This is a genomic window from Shewanella sp. FDAARGOS_354, assembly GCF_002209245.2.
Classification (GTDB): domain Bacteria; phylum Pseudomonadota; class Gammaproteobacteria; order Enterobacterales; family Shewanellaceae; genus Shewanella; species Shewanella xiamenensis.
This window is the reverse complement of sequence record NZ_CP022089.2, coordinates 3,489,545-3,510,840: the sequence shown is the minus strand read 5'-3', so window position 1 is coordinate 3,510,840 and position 21,296 is coordinate 3,489,545. Positions and strand designations below refer to the sequence as shown.

The 21,296-nt window shown below is 46.7% G+C and carries 16 protein-coding genes and 2 pseudogenes; 7 read left to right on the top strand and 11 right to left on the bottom strand.

Going from position 1 to position 21,296, the window contains the following annotated elements:
* The first annotated feature begins 86 nt into the window (after positions 1–86).
* The 3 genes from CEQ32_RS15690 to CEQ32_RS15680 are packed head-to-tail and all read left to right on the top strand — an operon-like array spanning position 87 to position 2,452.
* Positions 87–653, top strand: coding sequence for a LemA family protein (locus CEQ32_RS15690; RefSeq protein ID WP_037423819.1), 567 nt, complete (start codon positions 87–89; stop codon positions 651–653).
* A gap of 48 nt (positions 654–701) precedes the next feature.
* Positions 702–1,730 carry a DUF3137 domain-containing protein gene (locus CEQ32_RS15685; protein ID WP_047535562.1) on the top strand — a complete coding sequence of 343 codons (1,029 nt, stop codon included), beginning with the start codon at positions 702–704 and terminating at the stop codon, positions 1,728–1,730.
* Positions 1,730–2,452 (top strand): lytic transglycosylase domain-containing protein, encoded by a 723-nt coding sequence (locus CEQ32_RS15680; RefSeq protein WP_037423814.1) that lies wholly within the window; start codon positions 1,730–1,732, stop codon positions 2,450–2,452. The genes CEQ32_RS15685 and CEQ32_RS15680 overlap by 1 nt, the downstream gene beginning before the upstream one ends.
* 111 nt (positions 2,453–2,563) lie before the next feature.
* On the opposite strand, the gene CEQ32_RS15675 is transcribed toward CEQ32_RS15680, so the two are convergent.
* Positions 2,564–3,409: a 23S rRNA (adenine(2030)-N(6))-methyltransferase RlmJ gene (locus CEQ32_RS15675; RefSeq protein WP_047535565.1), complete on the bottom strand. Its 846-nt coding sequence runs from the start codon at positions 3,407–3,409 to the stop codon at positions 2,564–2,566.
* Between the two features lie 92 nt (positions 3,410–3,501).
* A complete protein-coding gene (locus tag CEQ32_RS15670) occupies positions 3,502–5,766 on the bottom strand; it encodes a GGDEF domain-containing phosphodiesterase (RefSeq protein WP_088586395.1) in 2,265 nt (754 codons plus the stop codon).
* A 265-nt stretch (positions 5,767–6,031) separates the two neighbouring features.
* Between CEQ32_RS15670 and CEQ32_RS15665 the strand changes: the two genes are divergently transcribed.
* Entirely contained in the window at positions 6,032–6,781 is a 750-nt protein-coding gene (locus CEQ32_RS15665; RefSeq protein WP_088587000.1) for a class I SAM-dependent methyltransferase, read from the top strand.
* Positions 6,782–6,896: 115 nt separating this feature from the next.
* Complete coding sequence (locus CEQ32_RS15660; RefSeq protein WP_088586394.1) at positions 6,897–7,469, top strand: hypothetical protein; 573 nt, start codon at positions 6,897–6,899, stop codon at positions 7,467–7,469.
* Between the two features lie 129 nt (positions 7,470–7,598).
* On the opposite strand, the gene cyoE is transcribed toward CEQ32_RS15660, so the two are convergent.
* The 6 genes from cyoE to CEQ32_RS15630 all read right to left on the bottom strand — a co-directional run bounded on the left by cyoE (position 7,599) and on the right by CEQ32_RS15630 (position 13,027).
* On the bottom strand, positions 7,599–8,531 hold the full coding sequence (cyoE, locus tag CEQ32_RS15655) for a heme o synthase (RefSeq protein WP_055646981.1): 933 nt from the start codon (positions 8,529–8,531) through the stop codon (positions 7,599–7,601).
* Positions 8,532–8,544: 13 nt separating this feature from the next.
* On the bottom strand, positions 8,545–8,886 hold the full coding sequence (gene cyoD, locus CEQ32_RS15650) for a cytochrome o ubiquinol oxidase subunit IV (protein WP_055646982.1): 342 nt from the start codon (positions 8,884–8,886) through the stop codon (positions 8,545–8,547).
* On the bottom strand, positions 8,886–9,506 hold the full coding sequence (cyoC, locus tag CEQ32_RS15645; RefSeq protein ID WP_047535571.1) for a cytochrome o ubiquinol oxidase subunit III: 621 nt from the start codon (positions 9,504–9,506) through the stop codon (positions 8,886–8,888). Before cyoC ends, cyoD begins: the two co-directional genes overlap by 1 nt.
* 1 nt (position 9,507) lies before the next feature.
* Positions 9,508–11,487: a cytochrome o ubiquinol oxidase subunit I gene (gene cyoB / locus CEQ32_RS15640; protein ID WP_088586393.1), complete on the bottom strand. Its 1,980-nt coding sequence runs from the start codon at positions 11,485–11,487 to the stop codon at positions 9,508–9,510.
* Positions 11,488–11,489: 2 nt separating this feature from the next.
* On the bottom strand, positions 11,490–12,518 hold the full coding sequence (gene cyoA, locus CEQ32_RS15635) for a ubiquinol oxidase subunit II (protein ID WP_088586392.1): 1,029 nt from the start codon (positions 12,516–12,518) through the stop codon (positions 11,490–11,492).
* Between the two features lie 188 nt (positions 12,519–12,706).
* Entirely contained in the window at positions 12,707–13,027 is a 321-nt protein-coding gene (locus CEQ32_RS15630) for a hypothetical protein (protein ID WP_050991325.1), read from the bottom strand.
* 694 nt (positions 13,028–13,721) lie between these two features.
* Here CEQ32_RS15630 and CEQ32_RS15625 point away from each other — a divergent pair.
* Positions 13,722–17,276, top strand: a complete 3,555-nt coding sequence (locus tag CEQ32_RS15625; protein ID WP_413776990.1) for an EAL domain-containing protein — start codon at positions 13,722–13,724, stop codon at positions 17,274–17,276.
* A 74-nt stretch (positions 17,277–17,350) separates the two neighbouring features.
* Positions 17,351–17,827 carry a cytoplasmic protein gene (locus tag CEQ32_RS15620; RefSeq protein ID WP_088586390.1) on the top strand — a complete coding sequence of 159 codons (477 nt, stop codon included), beginning with the start codon at positions 17,351–17,353 and terminating at the stop codon, positions 17,825–17,827.
* A gap of 60 nt (positions 17,828–17,887) precedes the next feature.
* Here the strand turns inward: CEQ32_RS15620 and CEQ32_RS15615 are convergent.
* From CEQ32_RS15615 to CEQ32_RS15605, 3 genes and pseudogenes are all read right to left on the bottom strand, one after another.
* Positions 17,888–19,087: pseudogene (locus CEQ32_RS15615) on the bottom strand (DUF3300 domain-containing protein); the annotation flags it as partial.
* 15 nt (positions 19,088–19,102) lie between these two features.
* On the bottom strand, positions 19,103–20,713 hold the full coding sequence (locus tag CEQ32_RS15610; protein WP_011787758.1) for an IS1634-like element ISSpu7 family transposase: 1,611 nt from the start codon (positions 20,711–20,713) through the stop codon (positions 19,103–19,105).
* Positions 20,714–20,836: 123 nt separating this feature from the next.
* A pseudogene (locus CEQ32_RS15605) lies at positions 20,837–21,160 on the bottom strand (DUF3300 domain-containing protein); the annotation flags it as partial.
* Between the last annotated feature and the right edge of the window lie 136 nt (positions 21,161–21,296).

Genomic DNA, 21,296 nt, shown 5'->3' with positions numbered 1-21,296 from the left:
CACTAGCTAACGCTTTAGATGAAATTCTTGCTTATTTATGGTTAGCTGTAGCCATTAAAAACAATAATAAACACTAAGGATGGAAGATGGACAAACTGTTACTGGGATTAGCGCTGATTTTTATCGTGACCTATCTTTGGTATGTCAGCCTAGTCAAAAAACGCAATACCGCCCTTGAGGCTCTGTCGGGGATCGATGTGCAGTTGGCTAAACGCGCCGATCTCGTGCCCAATATCCTCAAAATCGCCAAGCGATTTATGGATCATGAAAAGTCATTGCTCACTGAAATTACTGAGCTACGCACGCAATTAACCCGTCATTACAACAAGACTGACCCCAATGCGGTTAAAGAGCATATTGCACAAGCCGAGCAGTTAAACGACAAAATGGCTACCTTGATGGTTAATGTTGAAAACTATCCCGAGCTGAAGTCCGACAACACTATGCTTGAAGCCATGCAAACCTATAACGAGGTCGAAGCACATATTTCGGCGGCTCGTCGTTTCTATAACTCAGCGGTGTCGGAGTTAAATACAGCCGTTGAAATTTTTCCTGGGTCGATTATTGCGTCAATGGCTAAGATTAAAGTGATGCCATTTTATGAAGTCAGTGAGGCATCTAAAGCACCAATAGACGCCGCAGATTATCTGTAATCTTTAATATTTGCGGGGGCAAAATGCCCCCGTAAAATAACGATCTCAATGAATATATTCACCTTTATCTTGGGTCGTCCCATCAAGGCCCAGCGACAGACGGTAAAACTGTCGGCAGAGCCTGCGGATAGGGAGTCGCTGCAACAGTATTATGATTCCCACCTTGCACCGCTTGCTGCCCGTTATGAAACCAAGCGCGTAGCAAGCCTGAAGGCAACACGTCAACGCTTGTATCTCAGTTTAGTGATTGTTGCAGGGCTCGTACTATTAACGATATTGGGACATAGCCGTGGGCTGGTGTTGTTTCCGCTACCAATCATTGCACTACTGTTATTAGGTTTTTGGAGTTTTACCCCGACAAGGCAGTTTACGCGTCAAGTGCAGCAAGAAATCTATCCCATCATGTTTAAGTATTTTGGTGAAGACTTTATCTACAATCGCGAGATGCGCCTTGATATAAATCGGCTCTCGGCGGCAAAAGTCTTACCTCATTACGACAAGGTGAGTTTTGGTGACTATATTCACGGTCAATACAAAGGCGTAGAACTAATCGTCAATGAGTTAACCCTGACCAAAGATGTGCGAGTGGAAGAGTGGGACGGTAATAAACGCAAAACCGTAACCCGCACTGAAACCCGTTTTCGCGGCACTGTGGTCGAGCTCAGTAGTCACAAGCAGTTTATCGGCCATACCGTGGTATTAAAGGATCGTGGCGGATTAGCGAATTTCTTATCCGACAGTCATTCGGGGCTGCAAAGAGTGCGACTAGAAGACCCCTTGTTTGAAAAAGAGTTTGATGTGTTTTCAACAGATCAAATTGAATCACGTTATTTGCTCAACACCGCTTTTATGGAGCGATTACAGCAACTGGCAAAGGTCTTTGCTGGTGATATCCAATGTGCCTTCTTTCGCAACCGGCTGATCCTATTTTTGCCCAATCGTAGGAGTCGTTTCCAAATGCGCTCTATCTTTGATAGTGCGAATTTTTCGACAGAATTTAGCCAGTTAAACCGTGAGATGAAGCAACTCTTTGCTATTATTGAAATACTTAAACTAAACGAATACACGGGACTTTGATGATAGCAATGCACCAACCACCTACTTACCTTAAGTCGATTGCGCTATATGGGCTCGGCTTATTGTTAACTTGGGGGAGCTTTGCAACCGTGTTCGCCGAAGAGGTCAAACCGACTAAGCCGCGCATTGTGGCGCGCTATTCTGACAGTGGCATCGTCAGCGCGGAAGGCCAAGAAAAATTTAAGGTTTATCAATATCAACAGGCCAATGGCGTAACGGTTTTTACCGATAAAGCGCCATCGAGCAGCGATTACCAGATCCTACTGTACGATTGCTTTGCTTGTCGCCCAGACTCGACTATCGATTGGAATGGTATTCGGTTGTTTACCCGTAATTACGAGAGTTTAATCAGCCGCGCGGCCCATAAACATCGGTTAGATCCTGCACTTATCCGTGCGGTTATCCATGCTGAGTCAGCATTTAATGCTAGAGCGATATCCCGCTCGGGGGCTATGGGGTTAATGCAATTGATGCCCGAAACCGCCAAAGAGATGGGTGTGACTAATGCCTTTTTGCCAGAGGAGAATATTCTCGGTGGTAGTAAGTATTTGGCGCAAATGCTAAAACAGTTCAATGGGGATATTGCGCTGGCCTGCGCGGCCTATAATGCTGGGCCTACAACTGTGACTCAGTACAACGGTATTCCGCCCTATCCAGAAACCCAAGCCTACGTAGAACGGGTGCAAATTCTGCTCAAGCGTTACCGCAGCACTAAGGTATAAGGTTCGCTGTAACTATCGATATTCTGCTTTAACAACAAACGCAGCGGGACAAGTAAAGTATCCGCTGCGCTATGTTGCAGCTTCATAATGTTGAAGCCAATCTGGCAGAGCTTATTCGCCAACTTCCCATTTTACGCTGACATGACCATCTGCTTGGCCGAGGGTTTTACCTAAGTAATCGAGCATTTCGGTAGCAATTTCATCCAGTTGCCAAGGTGGATTGATCACCCATAGTCCTGCGGCAGTCATGCCAAACTCGTTAGAATCGGGCTTGATGGCTTGCTCGATACGTAGTTGGCGCTTAATACCGCTAGTGGCTAAGCGGGAGAGCATTTCTTCTGTTTGCGCGCGGTTGACTACCGGATACCAGAGCATAAATACGCCCGTGGCAAAGCGTTTGTGCGCCTTGATTAACGTGTCGGCCACTGTTTGATAGTCGGTCTTAATCTCATAACTGGGGTCAACAAGTACCAGTGCGCGGCGCTCTAGTGGCGGTACTGCGGCAATCAGCCCTTTTAAGCCATCGCCTTTAATCACTTTAACTTGCTTATCTTGTTCGAAATACTCATCCAGTAGCAGATGATCGGTACCGTGCAATTCGTGCAGAACCATACGATCCTTTGGCCCTAGCTCCATATCGATAATGGCGGGGGAGCCTGGGTAGAAGTTGAGATCTTCTGGATTATCTTCGTTAAAGTGGCGCACTGCATCCACATAATCCTGTAGGGATTTTGGCAGATCGGTTTTATCCCAGAGCTTAGCTACGCCTTCGAGGTATTCACCTGTCTTTTGGGCAAACTCATCCGTTAACGCATAACCGCCTGCACCCGCATGGGTGTCGATATACACGAGCGGTTTGTCTTTTTTATGCATTAACTGCAAGGTTTGCAGCAACATAGCGTGTTTCAGCACATCGGCATAATTGCCGGCGTGATAACCGTGACGGTAACTTAACATGGGGGATCCTAGTTATTTGCAAACAAAGCAAAGGGAGGCAAATGCATGTCGGCAATTATACCTAGGATGCCCTATGGCGTAAAATTAATGCCTCACTTCGCCCGTTTTTTATGGGCTAGCCAATGTGAAGGGGTTTGCATCTGGAAGGTTTTTAGCCAAAGCCCAGCGGGGGCGGGTTTACCAAATAAGTAACCTTGAAACTGTTCACACCCTAGTGCGGTCAGTTGCATTAATTGCGTTTCGGTTTCGATCCCCTCTGCAATGACATTCAGGTTTAAACTTTTAGCTAATAAAATTGCGGCGTTGACAATTTGAGTATGGCGCTCGCTAATACCTAGCTGACTCACAAAGTAACGGTCGATCTTAATGGTGTCGGCACTGATATCGATTAACTGGCTTAGTGACGCATGGCCAGTGCCAAAATCGTCAATCGCAATGGATACGCCCATACGAGCAAGAGTGTTTAAACGTCTGCCAGTTTCTTTATATGTTGAAAATACTGAAGTTTCTGTAATTTCAATTTCTAATAATGGGATGAGTTCAGGATGATTCATATAGGTTTGGATCAAGACTTTAAAGAAGCGATCCGACAGTATATCTTGCCCTGACAAGTTGAAAGCTATCCTGACCATAGGGACATTTTTTGGCCAAGAGCGGATCAGTTGGAGTAACTGTCTAAGCACTTTCATCGCAAAAATCGCCTGTAATTGTGACGACTCTATAATGGGGATAAAGGTGCTTGGCATGATCATGCTGCCGTCTTTATCGAACATTCTGGCGAGCGCTTCAAAGCTAATGATATGGCCATCAGCCATCACTTTAGGCTGTAACCACATTTCAAGACGGTTGTGTTTTAACGCATCGCGGATTTTACTTTCTTGCGAGGAGGCCTCAAGCAAATTGTTAATCAAACCAACGTAATACACCATGACAGGGTTAGCTTGGGTGGTTTGTTTGATGGCAATTAAGCATTGCTCGGCGGCTTGCTGCGGCGCGGATTTATTACCTGAACAGCAACCTATTCGACATTCGAGATGATATTCAATCTGCTGTTCTTGCTTCAGTTTTAAACTGGTTGGTATGCGTTGCCGCAATTGTTGTGCAAGCGTCTCTGGGGAGATTAACGGTAGTTCGGTGAATTCTAGGGCAAAGGATGCGCCCCTAAAGCGGTATATTTTGGCCTGATGGCCGACACGTTCTTTCAGTTCTATGGCAAAGGCTTTTAGAATTGCATCACCAACGCCGATCCCAAATGCGGCATTGATTTGGCTGAGATTATCTATCTTAACTAAAGCGACGGTCATTGCTTGATGAGTCGCGCTTGGAGCGGGGTTATACCAATGGTTCTCGTTGGGTAAACCCGTGACTAAATCATAATAATGAGTGCTGATATGGTGCTTTTTAAGTCGACTTAATTCAAGCGCATGATTGGTTTGCGCCGTGATATCGTGACAGTGAAATAACAAGGTATCGTGGTGCTCCAATGAGGCTTTTTGCAGGAGATATCGATTGCTTTGGTTGTTTTTTAAACGGGTCTGAAATGACGCGGCGAGTAAATTGACGCTGGCATCTTCAGTTAAATCAAAAATGTCACATAGGCGAGTGCTATTGAGTGTGATATCTGTAGCAATGTTCTTTGCCGCATTATTTAGGTTGAGAATCACCCCATCCTCATTACAGAAGAAAGACGCTGTGCCATTATTCTCAAAAATCTCAGCATATTGATCTAAGGTATGTTGCAGTGCCTTTTGATGCTTAATCATCTGCTGTGCATGGATTTTTTGGGTTTTTAACAGCCGCATTGCCGATAAGGGGATACAGATATTAAAAAACATAAACAGTAACCCGTTTAGATAGGCGTGAGTTGCGGGCAGGCTAATATCCACATCGACAAGGGGCGGGAGGTTTTGGTTACGCAGCAATAATAAAAAAGGCAACACATTGAAGCACATCATCCAGCAGGCGACTTTTCTGCCAAACAGAAAAAGCGCCATCAGCGGCAGCGTATACAGAAAAGTAATACCCGCCTGCGACAAATTGAAATTAGGTACAAACAACAAGATAGACAAACAGGCTGCAACCACCATGACCAGCAAGCTGATTGAACTCGCCAGTAAACATCGACGGGTAAACCATAGCGCAAGAAATAGCACAGTTAAAAAACTGACCGTAATGCCAATAATAAAACTGAGGTTGAGTTCATATGCAATCAATGAACTGTGCAGCACTATGCTGGTGGTCAATACTGCACCACTTAGCAAAATAATCCGCAATAAACTGGTTTTTAATATGGTTCTATCAGGGTTTAAAAAGTCTTGCTCTCTGATAAACAAAAAACCTTTCAGCCAGTTAAGCAAAAAATGTCCTTATTCCATACGGAAGTCGCTAAGGTTGACTGGGAATAAGACATATAACATAAATCGCTAATTTGTTACATAAATAGATTTCTTCCATTATAAATCAGTCAATTACATTGTGATTGATGTTTGAGTTTTTATAGGAGCAGTTAGACAAATTGACCAACAACTTAATACTCGCAAACAAGGTGATTTGCTTGCATGTTCATCAAGGCGGTTCTTTGGCATAATGGCCGCAATTTCTACCCGTTAAACAGTGATCCCTTTGCCTATTCCAGTCTTTTTTAATCAGCAATTTCCAACACTTGTGGACATTTGTGCCCGCTGGCAACTGGTTTTTGATGTCGATGCGCCATTTGAGTTGCGTTTTGAATCAGACACCTTGACGCTACATAAGCGTGATGAGCCTAAGCTCGATGGCATAGTGGTGGATTTTGTGACAGGCGCGGTTGCCCATAGACGCAAGTTTGGTGGCGGTCGTGGTCAGTCGATTGCCAAGGCTGTTGGGTTAAAGCAGGGCGTTACACCAAAAGTGGTCGATGGTACTGCGGGCCTCGGCCGCGATGCCTTTGTGCTGGCAAGTTTAGGCTGCACCGTGACTATGGTAGAGCGCCATCCTGTCGTAGCCGCATTATTAGAAGACGGCCTACGCCGCGCCTATCAAGATGCCGAAATCGGCGATTGGATGCGTGAACGTATGCAGCTTTTCCATGGTTCCAGCCTCGAAGCACTCGCAAAATTGGAGCAAGAGGTCGATGTCGTCTACCTCGACCCTATGTACCCCCACCGCGACAAATCAGCGCTGGTGAAGAAGGAAATGCGGGTCTTCCAAACTCTAGTCGGCGCTGATCTTGATGCAGACGGTTTGCTCGCCCCCGCCATGGCCCTAGCCAGTAAGCGTGTAGTGGTGAAGCGCCCCGATTATGCCGAAGACCTCGCCGGCATTAAGCCCAGCATGGTTATCGAAACTAAGAAAAACCGCTTCGATGTCTATATAAAATCGGCAATGAAGTAGTGAATTGCATTCGTTTTTTATTCGATTGAATTATTTAACTATTTGATGTGACTATTTTTGTGCTTTCTTGGCAGATTGCACAATCTTATCTGTGCTTTATATAAAAGGAAATATTATGAAGTTAAAGACAATATCTGTCTTATTAATGTCCTCAGTTTTAACGGCTTGTGCAACTAGCGGTTATAAAGTCGCTTCAGGAAAAGAAACCGCCTCGCTTCGTGTTTTATCGACTGACAGCGCTAATACGTCGGTATGGATTGATAACACTGAAGGTTGTATCAAGCATAATTTCATTCGAGGTGGTGAAATTGCTGTATTGGGTATGAAAGCGAATTTATTGGCTGATCGCCAAGCTGGCCGAAAAATCGGGATGCCATTGTATCGTTCTGATGTCCATGAAAAGCAACAAACTGAGTTAAAAGTAGAGGCGGGAGTGCCGCTTTCTTTCTATTTTGCTGGTGTATGGGTTGACGGCGCTAACACGCTAATTGATGGTTACACCTATTGTGTGAAAAAAGTCAGTTTTACGCCCAAAGCTGGAGCAAATTACGAAGCTCAGTATTTTGTGGATAAGATTAACGGAAAAGATCAGTGCACAATTAAACTGTTTGATATTGTTGAGGATAAAGGTAATTTTGTTAAGACCGAGGATCCAAACTATCAACTGATCACTGAGATCTGCAAATAGACATCATAAAGTCTGTGTATAAGGCCTGCGACTCTGCTTTTCCTTGAAACTGCATGGTGCTTTCAAAAGTGTTCAAATAAAAAAGCGCTAACCTAGGTTAGCGCTTTTGTTTTTGAATAAAGGTTATGTTTATCGCACTAAGGTAAACAGTGGGGTTTGACTGACCGCTTGAAAATCCAGCGCCATGGTTACACTGAGTGCTGTGATGGTAATAATTGAAAAACCAAACACTTGTCTGGCCCAACGTGGCATATCCACATCTTGACGATAACCTTTGAGGGCCATAGTTAGCCACCAGAGGCTGGTGGCACAGGTCACGGCCATAAAGGCGGTGCCTGTGTAACCTGCGAGTGGCAGCATAGTGCTGACCAAGGCGAACACTGCGATATAGAGCACTATATGGTGTTTCGCCTTGGCCATCCCTTCGGCGACCGGCAGCACGGGGATCTTCGCGGCTGCATAGTCATTAAAGCGGAAAATCGCGATGGCGTAGGAGTGTGGCATCTGCCAGAGGCTGAACATCAGCAATAAAATCACTGCGCCCATATCCATTTGCCCCGTCACGCTGCAATAGCCCACCACGGGCGGTACTGCGCCCGAAAAGCTGCCGACTAAGGTGCCGTAAACCGAGTTTCGCTTCATATAGAGGCTATAAATCCCGACATAAACGACATAGCCAATTGTGGCAAACAGCAGGGCTAAGGCATTGGTGAACAGGGCTAAGATGCCAAATCCAAGCACGCCTAAGGCGATGCCAAACAGCAATACATGGCTTAGGGGGATTTCGCCCGTGACGGTGACGCGTTTGCAGGTGCGCTGCATTTTGGCGTCAATATCACGGTCAATACAGTTATTAATCGCACAGCCTGAGGCGACGACTAAGGATAATCCCACTAAGCTTGCCAGCATCAAGACCAGATCCACATCGCCCTTCGCGGCCAATAGGAAGCCGCCAGCAACGGAAATCAGATTCCCGAAAATGATGCCAGGCTTAGTCACCTGTACATACCCTTTGAAGCGTGCTTTCCATTGCGTCGATGTCAATCTAGCTTGTGTGTTCATTTGCTGTGTCTCGTTACATCATCAAAGCGTTAGCTTCGAGAATGATCCATACCGACAAGCCAACCACCATCACGATGATCAGCGCGGTAAATAGGAAGGAGAAGGTGTTGATCTTGCCTTCCTTAGAGAAGTCCAAGTGCAGGAAGTACTTAAGATGTACCAAAATCTGCACCAGTGCCGTGATAACGACGATGGCAAGCGTCGTCGATTGCTCGAAGTGATGGGTCATTACCGCCCAGAATGGGATGGCAGTTAACACCACTGACAGCACAAAACCGACTAAGTAGGACTTGATGCTGGCGGCCAGATCGTCTGCGCCATGGCTATGATCGTGTGATTGAGTATGTGCGCCCATTACAGTGCTCCCAATAAGTACACAACGGTGAATACGCAAATCCACACGATGTCGAGGAAATGCCAGAACAAGCTTAAGCAGCTCAGGCGAGTGATGCTGCGGTTACCTAAGCCCGTTTTGGCGACTTCAATCATCATGATTGCCATCCAAATTAACCCTGCGGTCACGTGCAAGCCGTGCATGCCCACTAAGGTGAAGAAAGATGACAGGAAGGCGCTGCGTTGTGGGCCGTTGCCATGTTCGATCAGGTGATGGAACTCATAGACTTCCATGCCGATAAACACGCAACCCAGTGCAAAGGTAATGGCTAACCAAGTGAGGGTCGCCGCTTTGTTGTGGCGCTTAGCGAAAATCAACGCGAAGCCATAGGTAATACTACTGAGCAGCAGGGCTGCGGTTTCGATCAGCACAAAGTCCAGTTCGAAAATGTCTTTACCCGATACACCGCCGTCGGTGTTCATATAGAGCACGGCGTAGGTGGCAAATACCGATGCAAACAGGATGCAGTCGGTCATCAGGTAGAGCCAAAAACCAAACAGGGTGTTGCCACCCGTGTCATGGTGCTCGTGGTGCTCCTCGGCGTGAGCAACGTCTAAATCAGCTGGGATTGCAACACTCATATCAGCCCCTTACTACATTGTTTAAGTGAGCATTTTCAATGCGTGCCACTTCATCGGGTTGAACGTAATAGTCGACATCGTTGTTATAAGCTCGGAATAAGAACACGATAAACGCGCCCACCATGCCCACAATCGCGAGCCACAGAATGTGCCAAATGGCCGCAAAGCCCGCGGCAGTAATGCCCAGCGCCATCAAGATACCGCTCGGGGTATTCTTCGGCATATGGATTGGCTGATAGTGTTTTTGGCGTTGATACGCGGTGCCTTTTTCTTTGGCATCGGTAAAGGCGTCGATATCAGACACTTGTGGCAACTTAGCAAAGTTGTAGAACTGTGGTGGTGATGCGGTTGACCATTCCAGCGTGTGGCCATTCCATGGGTCGCCAGTGGTGTCACGGTTTTGGTCGCGGTCACGGATACTTACGTACAGTTGCACGAATTGCAGAATGATACCGACCATGATGATGCAAGCACCCGCGGCAGCGATATAGATCCACAGGTTCCATGCTGGGTTATCAATATGGTTGATACGGCGAGTCATCCCCATAAAACCGAGTACATACAGCGGCATAAAGGCCACATAGAAACCAATTTGCCAGCACCAGAATGACGCTTTACCTAAACGCTCATTTAAGTGGAAACCCGTCGCTTTCGGGAACCAGTAAGCAAAACCGGCTAAGTAACCGAACACGGCACCACCGATAATGGTGTTATGGAAGTGAGCGATCAGGAACAAGCTGTTGTGCAGTACGTAGTCGGCACCAGGTACGGCCAATAACACGCCCGTCATCCCACCAATGGTGAAAGTCACCATAAAGCCTAAGGTCCACAGTACTGGCACTGTTAAGCGCAGGCGGCCGCGGTAAATGGTGAACAACCAGTTAAACAGTTTTACCCCAGTCGGGACCGCAATCACCATAGTCATCACGCCGAAGAAGGCGTTGACGTTGGCGCTCGAGCCCATAGTAAAGAAGTGGTGTAACCACACGATAAAACCGAGGATCGAAATCGCGCCACTGGCCCAGACCATTGAGGAATAGCCGAACAGACGCTTAGAGGTAAAAGTTGAAATCACATCCGAGAAGATACCGAACGCAGGTAAAATCAGGATGTACACTTCAGGGTGACCCCAAGCCCAGAACAGGTTGATATACATCATGGCGTTACCACCACCATCATTGGTGAAGAAGTGGAAACCCATGTAGCGATCGAGTGTTAACAGCGCTAAAACCGCAGTCAGGATCGGGAACGACGCCACGATCAGGATGTTGGCCCAAGTACAAGTCCAAGTGAAGATAGGCATTTGCATCAGCTTCATGCCAGGAGCACGCATCTTAAGCACAGTCGCGATAAAGTTGACCCCAGTTAAGGTTGTCCCTATCCCCGAAATCTGCAGCGCCCAGATATAGTAATCGACCCCTACGCCCGGACTGTAAGCCAGCTCAGACAACGGCGGGTAAGCTACCCAACCGGTACGGGCGAATTCACCTAAACCTAATGAAATATTGATCAGCACGGCACCAGACGCGGTTAACCAGAAGCTGAGGTTGTTCAAGAAGGGGAAGGCAACGTCGCGGGCACCGATTTGCAGTGGCAGCACTAAGTTCATTAGACCGATCATAAATGGCATCGCCATAAAGATAATCATGATCACGCCGTGGGCAGTGAAGATTTGGTCGTAATGTTCAGGCGGCAGATAACCTGCGGCGCCATTGGTGGCCAGTGCCTGTTGAGTACGCATCATGATGGCGTCGGAAAAACCGCGGATCAGCATGATGAAGGCTAGCACTATGTACATGATACCGAGGCGTTTATGGTCAACCGAAGTTAACCAGTCGTGCCAAAGCACACCCCATTTTTTGTGTTTAGTGATCAAGGCTGCGACGTACAGGCCTATCACGGCAACAACCGCAAGGGTCACCATGATGATAGGCTCATGATACGGGATCGCATCTACGCTTAATTTACCGAGAAAAGACATGATTACTCCGCCTCCACTGGGTGAGTGGATGAGTGTTCTGTTGATGAAGTGTCAGAATGGGTTGAGCTTTCCATGTCGGCCATCTTCTGTTCGCTCGCCATATGCGCCATATCGTGGTGCATGCCAGCCATATTGTGGTCGGCACTCATGTGTTCAATACCTTCATGGCCTGCCATGTGCTCGTTTGAGTCCATGTGCATGTATTGCATAACGATTTGATCGAACATGCCGTGACTCACTGAGCCAAAGTATTCAACAGGATTGTTTTCACTCTTCTGTGCTAAGGCTTGATAAGTCGCAGAGTCTAAGGTCTTAGTCGCCTGTTGTTTGGCCTTGGCAACCCAAGCATCGAAGTCGGCGGCCGTTGGCGTGGCAATGGCTTTAAACTTCATGCCCGCAAAACCTGCACCGCTATAGTTAGCGGAAATACCGTCATAGGTACCGGGTTCGTTGGCAATCAGGTGCAACTTAGTCGTCATCCCAGCCATTGAGTAGATTTGGCTACCTAACTGCGGGATAAAGAAAGAGTTCATGGCGGTATCAGAGGTGATCTTAAAATTCACTGGTACGTTCGCTGGGAAAGCCAGTTCGTTTACCGATGCAACACCTTGTTTTGGATAGATAAACAACCATTTCCAGTCCATAGAAACCACTTCAACCGTAATCGGCTTGGCCTCGTGTTCGAGTGGTTTGTAAGGGTCGAGATCATGGGTCGAGCCCCAGGTAATCACCCCTAGAATCACGACGATTACAATAGGCACAATCCAAACCACGGTTTCAATCGCGGTCGAATGGGACCATTTAGGGGCGTAAACCTCCTGATCTCGGCCATCACGGTATTTCCATGCGAAGAACAAGGTCATAAAGATCACGGGGATAACCACAATCAGCATGAGTAGGGTCGCGATGATGATCAGGTGCTTTTCATCGGCACCGATCTGGCCCTTGGGGTCCAATACGCCGCCATCACAGCCTGCGAGCATCAGGGCAAGCGCCGCAAATGCTACTTTACTTAAATTTCGAATTAACAAAGGAAGATTCCTCTAACCCTAAGGTTTACAACTCTGCCCTGAGAGATTGGCAGTAGCATTGAGCGGCGTTATCCGAAAGCAAATCCGAAAGTGGCTCGAGCGTGGCACAAAAATGCCTGCCACCTCAATACGAGATTGAGGATCGACTTTCAGCGCTTAATGCTAAATTTAAATTTTAAAACAAAGAGTTACAATGGTGGGGCGCGACAACCGTGCGCAAGGTGCTCGAGGGATTTTAGCCTTGGGGGTGCTAAAAACAGGGCAGCATTAGTTAAATCTAAGCTGTTGAAAAACTTGAAGCCATTGTCGAACAAATTCCACAATTGCTTAATTATCTGGGGGTTGAGCAGCAAAATGCTCAGCAGCGTGGCGCCGAAGAACTCGATTAAAAAGCCATCACTTAGGGTGATTAATTCGCCAATATCGATGCAGCCGCCGACCATCACTGACACTAAGTCAGCTGCGGGCAGCACAAACAGTAACCCAAAAAGCAGGGCTAAGTTTGTCATACTGAAGTGGGAGAACCTCGCAACGAGATTCAATCCTTCAGCGCAAAATTGGCTGAGTGCGAATTTCAATTAACAGGTCCGGCGTTGAGCGAGAAGAATTGTTGGCTGAATAAAAATTCAAGCTGCAACTTTTTTGTGCGGGCGGGAGGATAACAAGAAGCGGGGATTGATTGAAAGTAGATCTAGGTCACAAAAGGGCTTTTGCATTAAAAAAACCTTAACTAAAACCATAATTAAACATGGTGGTTACATATTTAACTAAAGATAAACTGATTTCACTCACATTCTGTGTGGAAATTGTGATGGCGATATGTAAATGTCTTGGCTTCACTGTGAGTCGTTTAGCGCGCTTATTTGCCGAGTTGGTTGTTTATACTTTCTGATTTTAGTGATGCCTTGCCGATATTCAATGCTGAATCCTACAATAAAGCATAGCTATCACCCTAGGGTGTTTTGTGGCAGTTTAACTGGTTAGACAGCGTAAAAATAATTTTTACATCATGGTACCGCTTTGGCTTTCAACTCCCAATGAGCTAACGGTTTGACTACTCTTGAGATTGATTTGCAGATTAAGGCATTATGGGCCCATTCTGATTATCAACCCAATTAATACAAGGGATTAAATATCAACGCATTTGCGCACTATTTTAAGGTCAATTTATTCATAGCCTTAGCCTACTTTATTGTCGGTAAAATGGGTTTGATGATTGCCTTACCTCCCGGATATTCTGCGGCAATTTGGCCCGCGGCAGGGATCGCAATCGCTGCTTGTCTTTTATGGAAAGCATATGCGCCTTGGATTGGGGTTTTTATAGGGGCATTGCTGATTAATATTAATATTGGTGGGCAACTACATCTCGGTTGGTTGCCCGTCAGTATTGCCTTGGGCACGTTACTACAGACCATTATTTCTGCTCGAATTATTCGATACATCGATCCTTTACTGACCTTTGATAAACCAGAAACTGTTATTAAATCAATGATTAGTCTCAGTGCTGGTTGTATTATTGCCTCTCTATTGGGTAATGCTGCACTTGCAGTTTACGGCATGATTCCAAGTTCGGATCTCGTTACCAGTATGCTCAATTGGTGGATGGGCGATTTCCTTGGAGCGGTCATTTTTATCCCGCTAACCATATTAGTGTTTGATAGGCGACCCATTTGGCGCTCAAGGCGGATTCAAACAGGACTACCTTTGGTGATTGGTTTTTTACTTTGCGTGGGGATTTATTATTACGCAGATATGAACCAGCGGCAGCAACTGCAGGATAAGTTTCAAATTCAATCCAATGCGATTATCAGTAGTGTGGAAACTTTTCAGGGAACCAATCTACAACAATTAGTTGCCCTTGCCAGCCTGTTTGATAACAGTGAAATAGTCACGGAAGATGAATTTATTCAGTTCGGTAAACGTAATCGACTCCAATTAGATGGCTTTAAGGCTTGGGCTTGGTCACCATTGATTGCGGCGAGCGATAAACAGAGTTTTGAGTCTGCAACCACAGCTGAGCTGGGGCGACCTTTCAATATCAAATACTTAGAGGGGGACAAACCAAACGCCGACGGCTGGCTTGTGCCTGTTAAGTATGTGCAGCCTATGTATAGCAGTCGCGCCGTACTTGGATTAGATCTCAACAGCGAGTCTGCGAGGGCGGCAGCCATTGCCAAAGGGAGATCAACGCTTGCGCCGGTGATCACAGGCAAAATCCAATTAGCTGAAGATCCTCATGGCCTTGGAGGCACGCTACTATTGGTGCCTTCTTTCGATCGCGTCGGTAACATTAAAGGATTTTGTTCGGCGGTGATCGATATCCAAAGCATCATCAATAAAGTCGAACAGGTAAAAGGTTTGCATTGGCGGCTAACGGATATGAGTGCTGATGGAGCCTTGCTCTATGCGAATAGTCAGAAAGAATTTCCTACCTTTTCTGGTAAGTTACATAGCGATAAAACAGGCCAATACTATCAGGCCCACTTAACGCTTGCCGATAGGCAATGGCATATTGTGATTTACGAGTCGTATGCTCAACTGATGGGTGAATCTTACAGTCTGTCACTGTTGCTATTACTTTTAGCCTTTATCACCTGTGCCGTTGTGAGTGGTGTGACATTAATCTCTTCCGGTGAGCGTCATCGGATTGCGGATAAAGTGGCAGAAAAAACTATGGCACTTTCGAAGGAGATTGCGCGTAATCAAGCATTTCAAGCCACCCTCGTCGAGAGCGAAGAAAAATACCGTAACCTATTCGATAAGGCACCCGTTGGTCATGTGTTAAAACGTCTTGAGGATGGGCACTTTGTCGCCATTAACCAAGCATTTACTGAAATTACGGGCTACACACTAGAGGAGCTTCAGGCGCTTGATCCTTGGGAGCTTACCCCGATTCGTTACCAAGTGACTGAGGCTGAGCAGCTCGAACGCCTCAAGCAAACACGCCGTTATGGTCCTTATCAGAAGCACTATCGGCATAAAGATGGACAGCTAGTGGCCGTCAGGCTGAATGGCTCCTTAGTGGCCGCAGCTAATGGTGAGCCGCTTATCCTGTTTATTGTGGAAGATATTACCGCGCAAGAGCGCACTATTGCCCGAGTTAACTTGTTGGCACAGGTATTCCAGCAAAGTGGGGAAGGTATCACTATTATCGATGCCAATGACGTCATCGTGGATGTTAATAGCGCCTTTAGCCAAATTACTGGTTACTCAAGGGATGAAATCATAGGTAAAAACTGTCGTTTTATTGAAGCCGCTCGAACCGATAAAAACATTGATGCTCAAGTGCGAGCTGCGCTTGAGCAAACGGGGTTTTGGCAAGGAGAAGTGTGGGATCGCCACAAAGATGGCTATGATTTCCCGAAATGGCTGATGATGTCTGTGGTTCGCGACGAAACTGGGGCAATCAGCCATTACATCGGCAGTTTTACCGATATCAGCGAACGCAAGGTGAATGAGGAGCGCATTCACTTCTTAGCGCATCATGATTCCTTAACTTTGCTACCGAATCGTTTGAGTCTGCAATCGCGTTTGGAGATGGTTTTTCAGGAGGCTTTTGTCAGCCAAACCCAGATTGCCGTAATGTTTATCGATATGGATCATTTCAAAAATATTAACGACACCCTGGGACATCATGTCGGCGATATGTTGTTGCTCGAAGTGGCGCGGCGCTTAAAGAGTATTGTAAGCAGTGACGATATCGTCGCGCGCTTAGGCGGTGATGAATTTGTCGTGGTGTTGTCTGATACGGATCACGATAGCGTCGCTAAGGTGGCGGAAGCCTTGCGCAGCGGTCTGAATCAAGTCTACATCATAGATAACAAGCCCTTACATTCATCACCTAGCATAGGCATCAGCCTGTTCCCAACCGATGGTGACAGTGTTGAGGCATTGATGAAAAATGCCGATATGGCCATGTACCGCGCCAAGGCGGCGGGGCGAAACAACTATCAGTTTTTCACCGCTGCAATGAATACCTTAGTGACTGAGCGCCAGCAAATTGAAACTGGGCTCAGGCAAGCCATTGCCCGTGATGAGTTACTGCTGCATTATCAGCCGCAGATCGATATCAACACCGGACAAATGGTGAGTGTTGAGGCGTTGATCCGCTGGCAGCATCCTGAATTGGGATTGGTTGCTCCCGATCGCTTTATTCCTATTGCCGAGGAGATCGACATGATTATCCCCATCGGCCAATGGGTATTAGAGCAAGCACTAGCACAACTGGCGCAGTGGCGTAAAAAGGGCGCGAAAGACTTGCGAATGGCGGTTAATCTGTCGGCGCATCAGCTGCGTAAAGAGACCATAGTTGCTGATATTATCAATGTGTTAGCTCAATATGATCTTGGCAAGGGAGCATTGGAGCTTGAGATCACTGAAAGTGTCGCCATGCAGTATCCTGAGCAAAATGCCAAGTTGCTGGCCGAGTTGCGTCAATATGGGATTGAATTGGCAATTGATGATTTTGGCACCGGCTATTCGTCACTCTCTTACTTGAAGTTGCTGCCCTTAGATCGGCTCAAGCTCGACCGTTCCTTTGTCAAGGATATTGAAAATGATCCAAACGATGCGGCAATCAGCGCGGCCACGATTTCGATGTCCCATGAGTTAGGGTTAACCGTGGTGGCTGAAGGAGTGGAAAACGAGGCACAACTGGTGTTGCTCTCGAGCATGGGTTGCGATCTGGTGCAGGGATATTATTTCAGTAAACCCTTATCTGCAGATGATTGTTTGCGTTTTATTGAACGCAATTTTTAGGCCGTTTTTTATCCATTTAGCACTATACTTGAGTCAGTCTGGCGATAGGACATGGATACATTAAGGACAGCGCTATGCAAGTTATCTTCACTAAAGGTTCGACCCGTTACGCTCAATTACGTTGTGTTCGCATGGATGGTAGTGCCACACAAACTCAGATGCCTGAGCAGGGGATTGCTCCCCACGATATGATTCACTACGTCGTTGAAAAACGCCTGCGTATTCAAGGCGCTTTTTTCGCGCAAATACGTGCTGGTGCCGATATCAATTTCACCCTTGAGCATAACGAAGCTTCTTTAGCGGTTGCTGATAAAACTGACATTTGGCAAACCGAATCGATCGTCGAAGCATTGCAATCTCTGCTATGGTCTGCTGATACGCCTAGCTATGCGGGATTTATCTATTTACTCGAGCAGGCCTGTAGTAACCGTAAATTAGCCGTACCTGAGATTTCAGAATCTGACTTTGAACATATTATCAATGAGATAATGGAGCTTACGATCGAGTGGCAAGGTATGGGAGAAGGCCAGTCCTTGACCCTAAAGTTTTAACGACTGAGTTATCAATAAGAGCGCGAATCTTCGCGCTCTTTTGCTATATTTGATCTTTGCTTATTCCCGGTGGCGACGTTCTTGGCTCTGAGTTGAGCGGCCTTGATTACGCTCCACACTGCGTGATGCTTGCATATTTTGGCGGGGTTCGCTCTGCCTTACTCTCGTCTCTTCCCGTTGTCTTGGCTGTGCTTGACGGGGTTGCTCCATACGTTGCGGTTCGGAGCGTCTCACCTCGGGGCGAGCTTCCTGTCTTTGTGGCTGAGTACGGGTCTCAAAGCTGCGCGGTTGCTGCTCTCGAGTCTGATACTGCCTTGTTGAGTTGTCCCTAGTTTGTTCTCGTGATGCCTTAGCCTGCATTTGCCTTACCTGATTATCATTGCGGGCATTGTCGTTACGCTCTTTTTGGTAACCTTCCCTTTTGGTTTGCGCCGAGTTCGTCGGTGCCACGCGGCGCTCTTTTAACTCGGCTTGGGTATTTTGAAAGCTGGGCGCCCGCTCGCGGCTATAGTTATTGTCGCGGCTTAAGTTATTGCCTCTATCCTTATCATGGCTTTTATCATCGCCCTTGCTGTCTCGGTTATAACGTGTGTCTTGGTGTTCCCTTGATTTCGAGTACTGGCTGGTAAAGTGCTGGCTGCTGCCACTGGAGTGGGAGTCGCGGCCACGGAACTTGCTGTCAGCGTAGTAGCGTTCTTTTACCACGGGATTATGGTAAACCACGCCGCGTCTGTGCTCGGGTTTATGCTTCCAAGGTTGAGCGCCATGGCTGACCGAGTATCTTTCCCGTGGACGATAATGGTGGGAGTGATGGTGATCTATCACGACGACTTTATGGCGATGCCAATGAAATGAGCTAAAGAAGTAGTTAAAGGAAATATGGATCCCAGGCGACCAGTAAAAGTTGCTATGGCTTGGGCGGTAAGGGTAGCCAACATAGCCGCCAAACTCCCAATATACAGGCGGATAGGCCACGCCCCAACGCCAAGTACCGTAAACTACGCGGGGGTCATAATAAGGCACATACACTACTTCGCGGCGTACAGGCTCGATGATGATCTGGTTATTGGCGCGAGTTACCGCCATATTGTCCATATTGGCTAAACTGTTGGCTTTATCCGCCTGCTGTCTGAGTGATTGAATACCGTCCATCACTTGCGCCTCATCGGCCAAGAAGGCTTCGCCAAGCCTTTGGGTCCAATCCAAATCTTCGCTCATTTTCTGTAAGACATTGGGGAAAGCCATTAGTGCTTTAACCGACATTCCGCAGCTAATTTAGGAATAAACTACCTCATAGAATCTACCGAGTAATTTGAGTAGTTGTGTTTGGTGATCTTGAAGTCCAGTGATGAACCTTTGGCCGTTAATCTCTAGCGTATCTATGCCTTCGAATTGCAAGAAGACCCAACGTGCCGTCGGTCTGGAGGTCGTCTTGTTCTTTACCATACTTGGGAAGAACGCTTCGGTTTGTGCGAGTTGTTCTCTGATTTTGTGTTCTAAACTAGCGTAAACAAGCAAGCTCAACGTCATTATCATTAGCAACGCTTCAATGCGCTCAGGCTTTTTCAAGAAGATGGAAGAGGTTAAAAACTCAGGGCTTTTTAGAAAACGGAAGCCGCGCTCGACTTTTTGTTGCGATTTGTAATGTGCTAGAAGAGCCGCCATGGTGAGTGCTTCATTGTCGGTGTCATTCGTCGCGAGGATAAACATGCCTACTTTGAGCTTAGCCAGTTTTACTTTTTCTAGGTCGGTGAAGGGGGCGGCTTCGATAAAGTATTGGTATCCTGTCGGTGCTTCATCTGTCTTTGGGCGGCCCGAATGAGAGTAAGTCGGCTGTTTGATGAGAGTGCCTTGTTCAAACCCAAGTAAGTCACATTGTTTCTTGAAATCGTTAAACGCTAATTCTGCGTCAACTTCACAAGCGAATGGTTTTTTACTTAGCTTTTCCAACGCTTTGATTTCTTTTGCTATGTTTTTCTCTAAGTTCTTGAAGAAAGTGATTTCTTCCCGCTTGGTGGCCTGTTCACTGTGAACGAGCAACCAACGTTGATTGACCTTTCCGTAATCCGAGTCTATCCAACATCCTGAGTAGCCATGACCGATAGTGCTTAATTGCTCTGGCTCTAGCGCAAGTAGTGCTTGTTTTGCGAGCTTGATGGTCATGGGGACACGGGTAATGAATTTTTGATTTTGCTCATCTAGCGAGGAGATGCTTTCTTCGGTGTACAAAGCGGCATCAGCGATAAAGTAACGACTATTTTGCGCGGCTTTTAGGCAATGTATGTGTCTTTTAGTGACTTCAGCGAATGCCTTGGCATCATTGGTGTTACCACTCAGTGCTTGCATGTAAACAGGAATACCTGCTTGGTTTTCACAGATGAGTTCAAGCACGACTTGGTTAAGCTCTGGCCTATGATCCCGACTATAACCTCTTACAAGCTTAATCACGTTGGTGTTTTCATCTTGTGCATACTCACCATCAACGTGGAAGCTAGTGATATCAAGATGAACAGAATCGGTCGTCAAGCCCAGTTTATCAACAACACGCTCAGCAATAACCTGATAGAGCGCTGAGACATCGGCTTCGTATAGAGCATCTAATGTGCGGCCTAGTACATCATCAGTCAGGTGGTGTGCTTCAATGTCTTTGGCGAGTAGCTTAGATACAGGCTTGGTCTTAAAAAAGTCCGAGAACATGTGCAGTGTTCTGCTATGAAAGCCAAGTCCATTTAGGAGCATGGCCAATACCGCGTCACCATGAGAAACATTGTGGTCAGAATATTTTGGGATAACGGCATCTATCATCCGTGGCAGGCCAATTTCGTGACAAAAGGCGGCAATGAGACCAAGGTGATCTAAGCGTTTAATAACAGGATGGGTAGACATATTTTGAGACCGTCAAATAGCAGTAATAGAGCAAAACTGTCGATCGCGGTCAAGATGGTGTCGTAGTTTTTATGAAAAGCTGATCGCCAGATCACACTATTTAAATTCTGGAATTAGCTGCGGAATGACGGCTTTAACACTCGGGTCCCAGTCCTTGTCTTCGGTGCGAGACATCACTTGATCAGTCGACAACTTAGGATGATCTTCCAACCAACGTTGCGCTTGTACTACTTCGAGTGGATAGGTTGAGGCGATCAAAATATGGCTCAACAAACTATCGGGATAGAGGGCAATGGGCGCAAGCATCTGCTCGAGTTCGGCTTGGATCAGTGAAGCACTTGAACCTTGGCTAACGGATACGCCCGCAGCTTGCGTCGGCGCGGTGAAAGGCAGAGCAACTAAAGCCGCCGATAACACTAGCCATTTCCATCGATATAATCTGTTCATGGTTCGCTCCAATAATCCTATTTGCGGATGTTATTGGCATCATAGGCGCGTGAATATGAACATAAGCTGAAAGTATATTGTGCGGCAAAAGCGTGTTGTAGATTTATTTTCTTACCAATAAAACGATATATGGCAT

Coding starts and splice junctions, on each gene's coding strand:
- CEQ32_RS15690 (WP_037423819.1), top strand. CDS start 87: ATGGACAAACTGTTACTGGGATTAGCGCTGATTTTTATCGTGACCTAT.
- CEQ32_RS15685 (WP_047535562.1), top strand. CDS start 702: ATGAATATATTCACCTTTATCTTGGGTCGTCCCATCAAGGCCCAGCGA.
- CEQ32_RS15680 (WP_037423814.1), top strand. CDS start 1,730: ATGATAGCAATGCACCAACCACCTACTTACCTTAAGTCGATTGCGCTA.
- CEQ32_RS15675 (WP_047535565.1), bottom strand. CDS start 3,409: ATGTTAAGTTACCGTCACGGTTATCACGCCGGCAATTATGCCGATGTG.
- CEQ32_RS15660 (WP_088586394.1), top strand. CDS start 6,897: ATGAAGTTAAAGACAATATCTGTCTTATTAATGTCCTCAGTTTTAACG.
- cyoE (WP_055646981.1), bottom strand. CDS start 8,531: ATGAACACACAAGCTAGATTGACATCGACGCAATGGAAAGCACGCTTC.
- cyoD (WP_055646982.1), bottom strand. CDS start 8,886: ATGGGCGCACATACTCAATCACACGATCATAGCCATGGCGCAGACGAT.
- cyoC (WP_047535571.1), bottom strand. CDS start 9,506: ATGAGTGTTGCAATCCCAGCTGATTTAGACGTTGCTCACGCCGAGGAG.
- cyoB (WP_088586393.1), bottom strand. CDS start 11,487: ATGTCTTTTCTCGGTAAATTAAGCGTAGATGCGATCCCGTATCATGAG.
- CEQ32_RS15630 (WP_050991325.1), bottom strand. CDS start 13,027: ATGACAAACTTAGCCCTGCTTTTTGGGTTACTGTTTGTGCTGCCCGCA.
- CEQ32_RS15625 (WP_413776990.1), top strand. CDS start 13,722: ATGGGTTTGATGATTGCCTTACCTCCCGGATATTCTGCGGCAATTTGG.
- CEQ32_RS15620 (WP_088586390.1), top strand. CDS start 17,351: ATGCAAGTTATCTTCACTAAAGGTTCGACCCGTTACGCTCAATTACGT.
- CEQ32_RS15610 (WP_011787758.1), bottom strand. CDS start 20,713: ATGTCTACCCATCCTGTTATTAAACGCTTAGATCACCTTGGTCTCATT.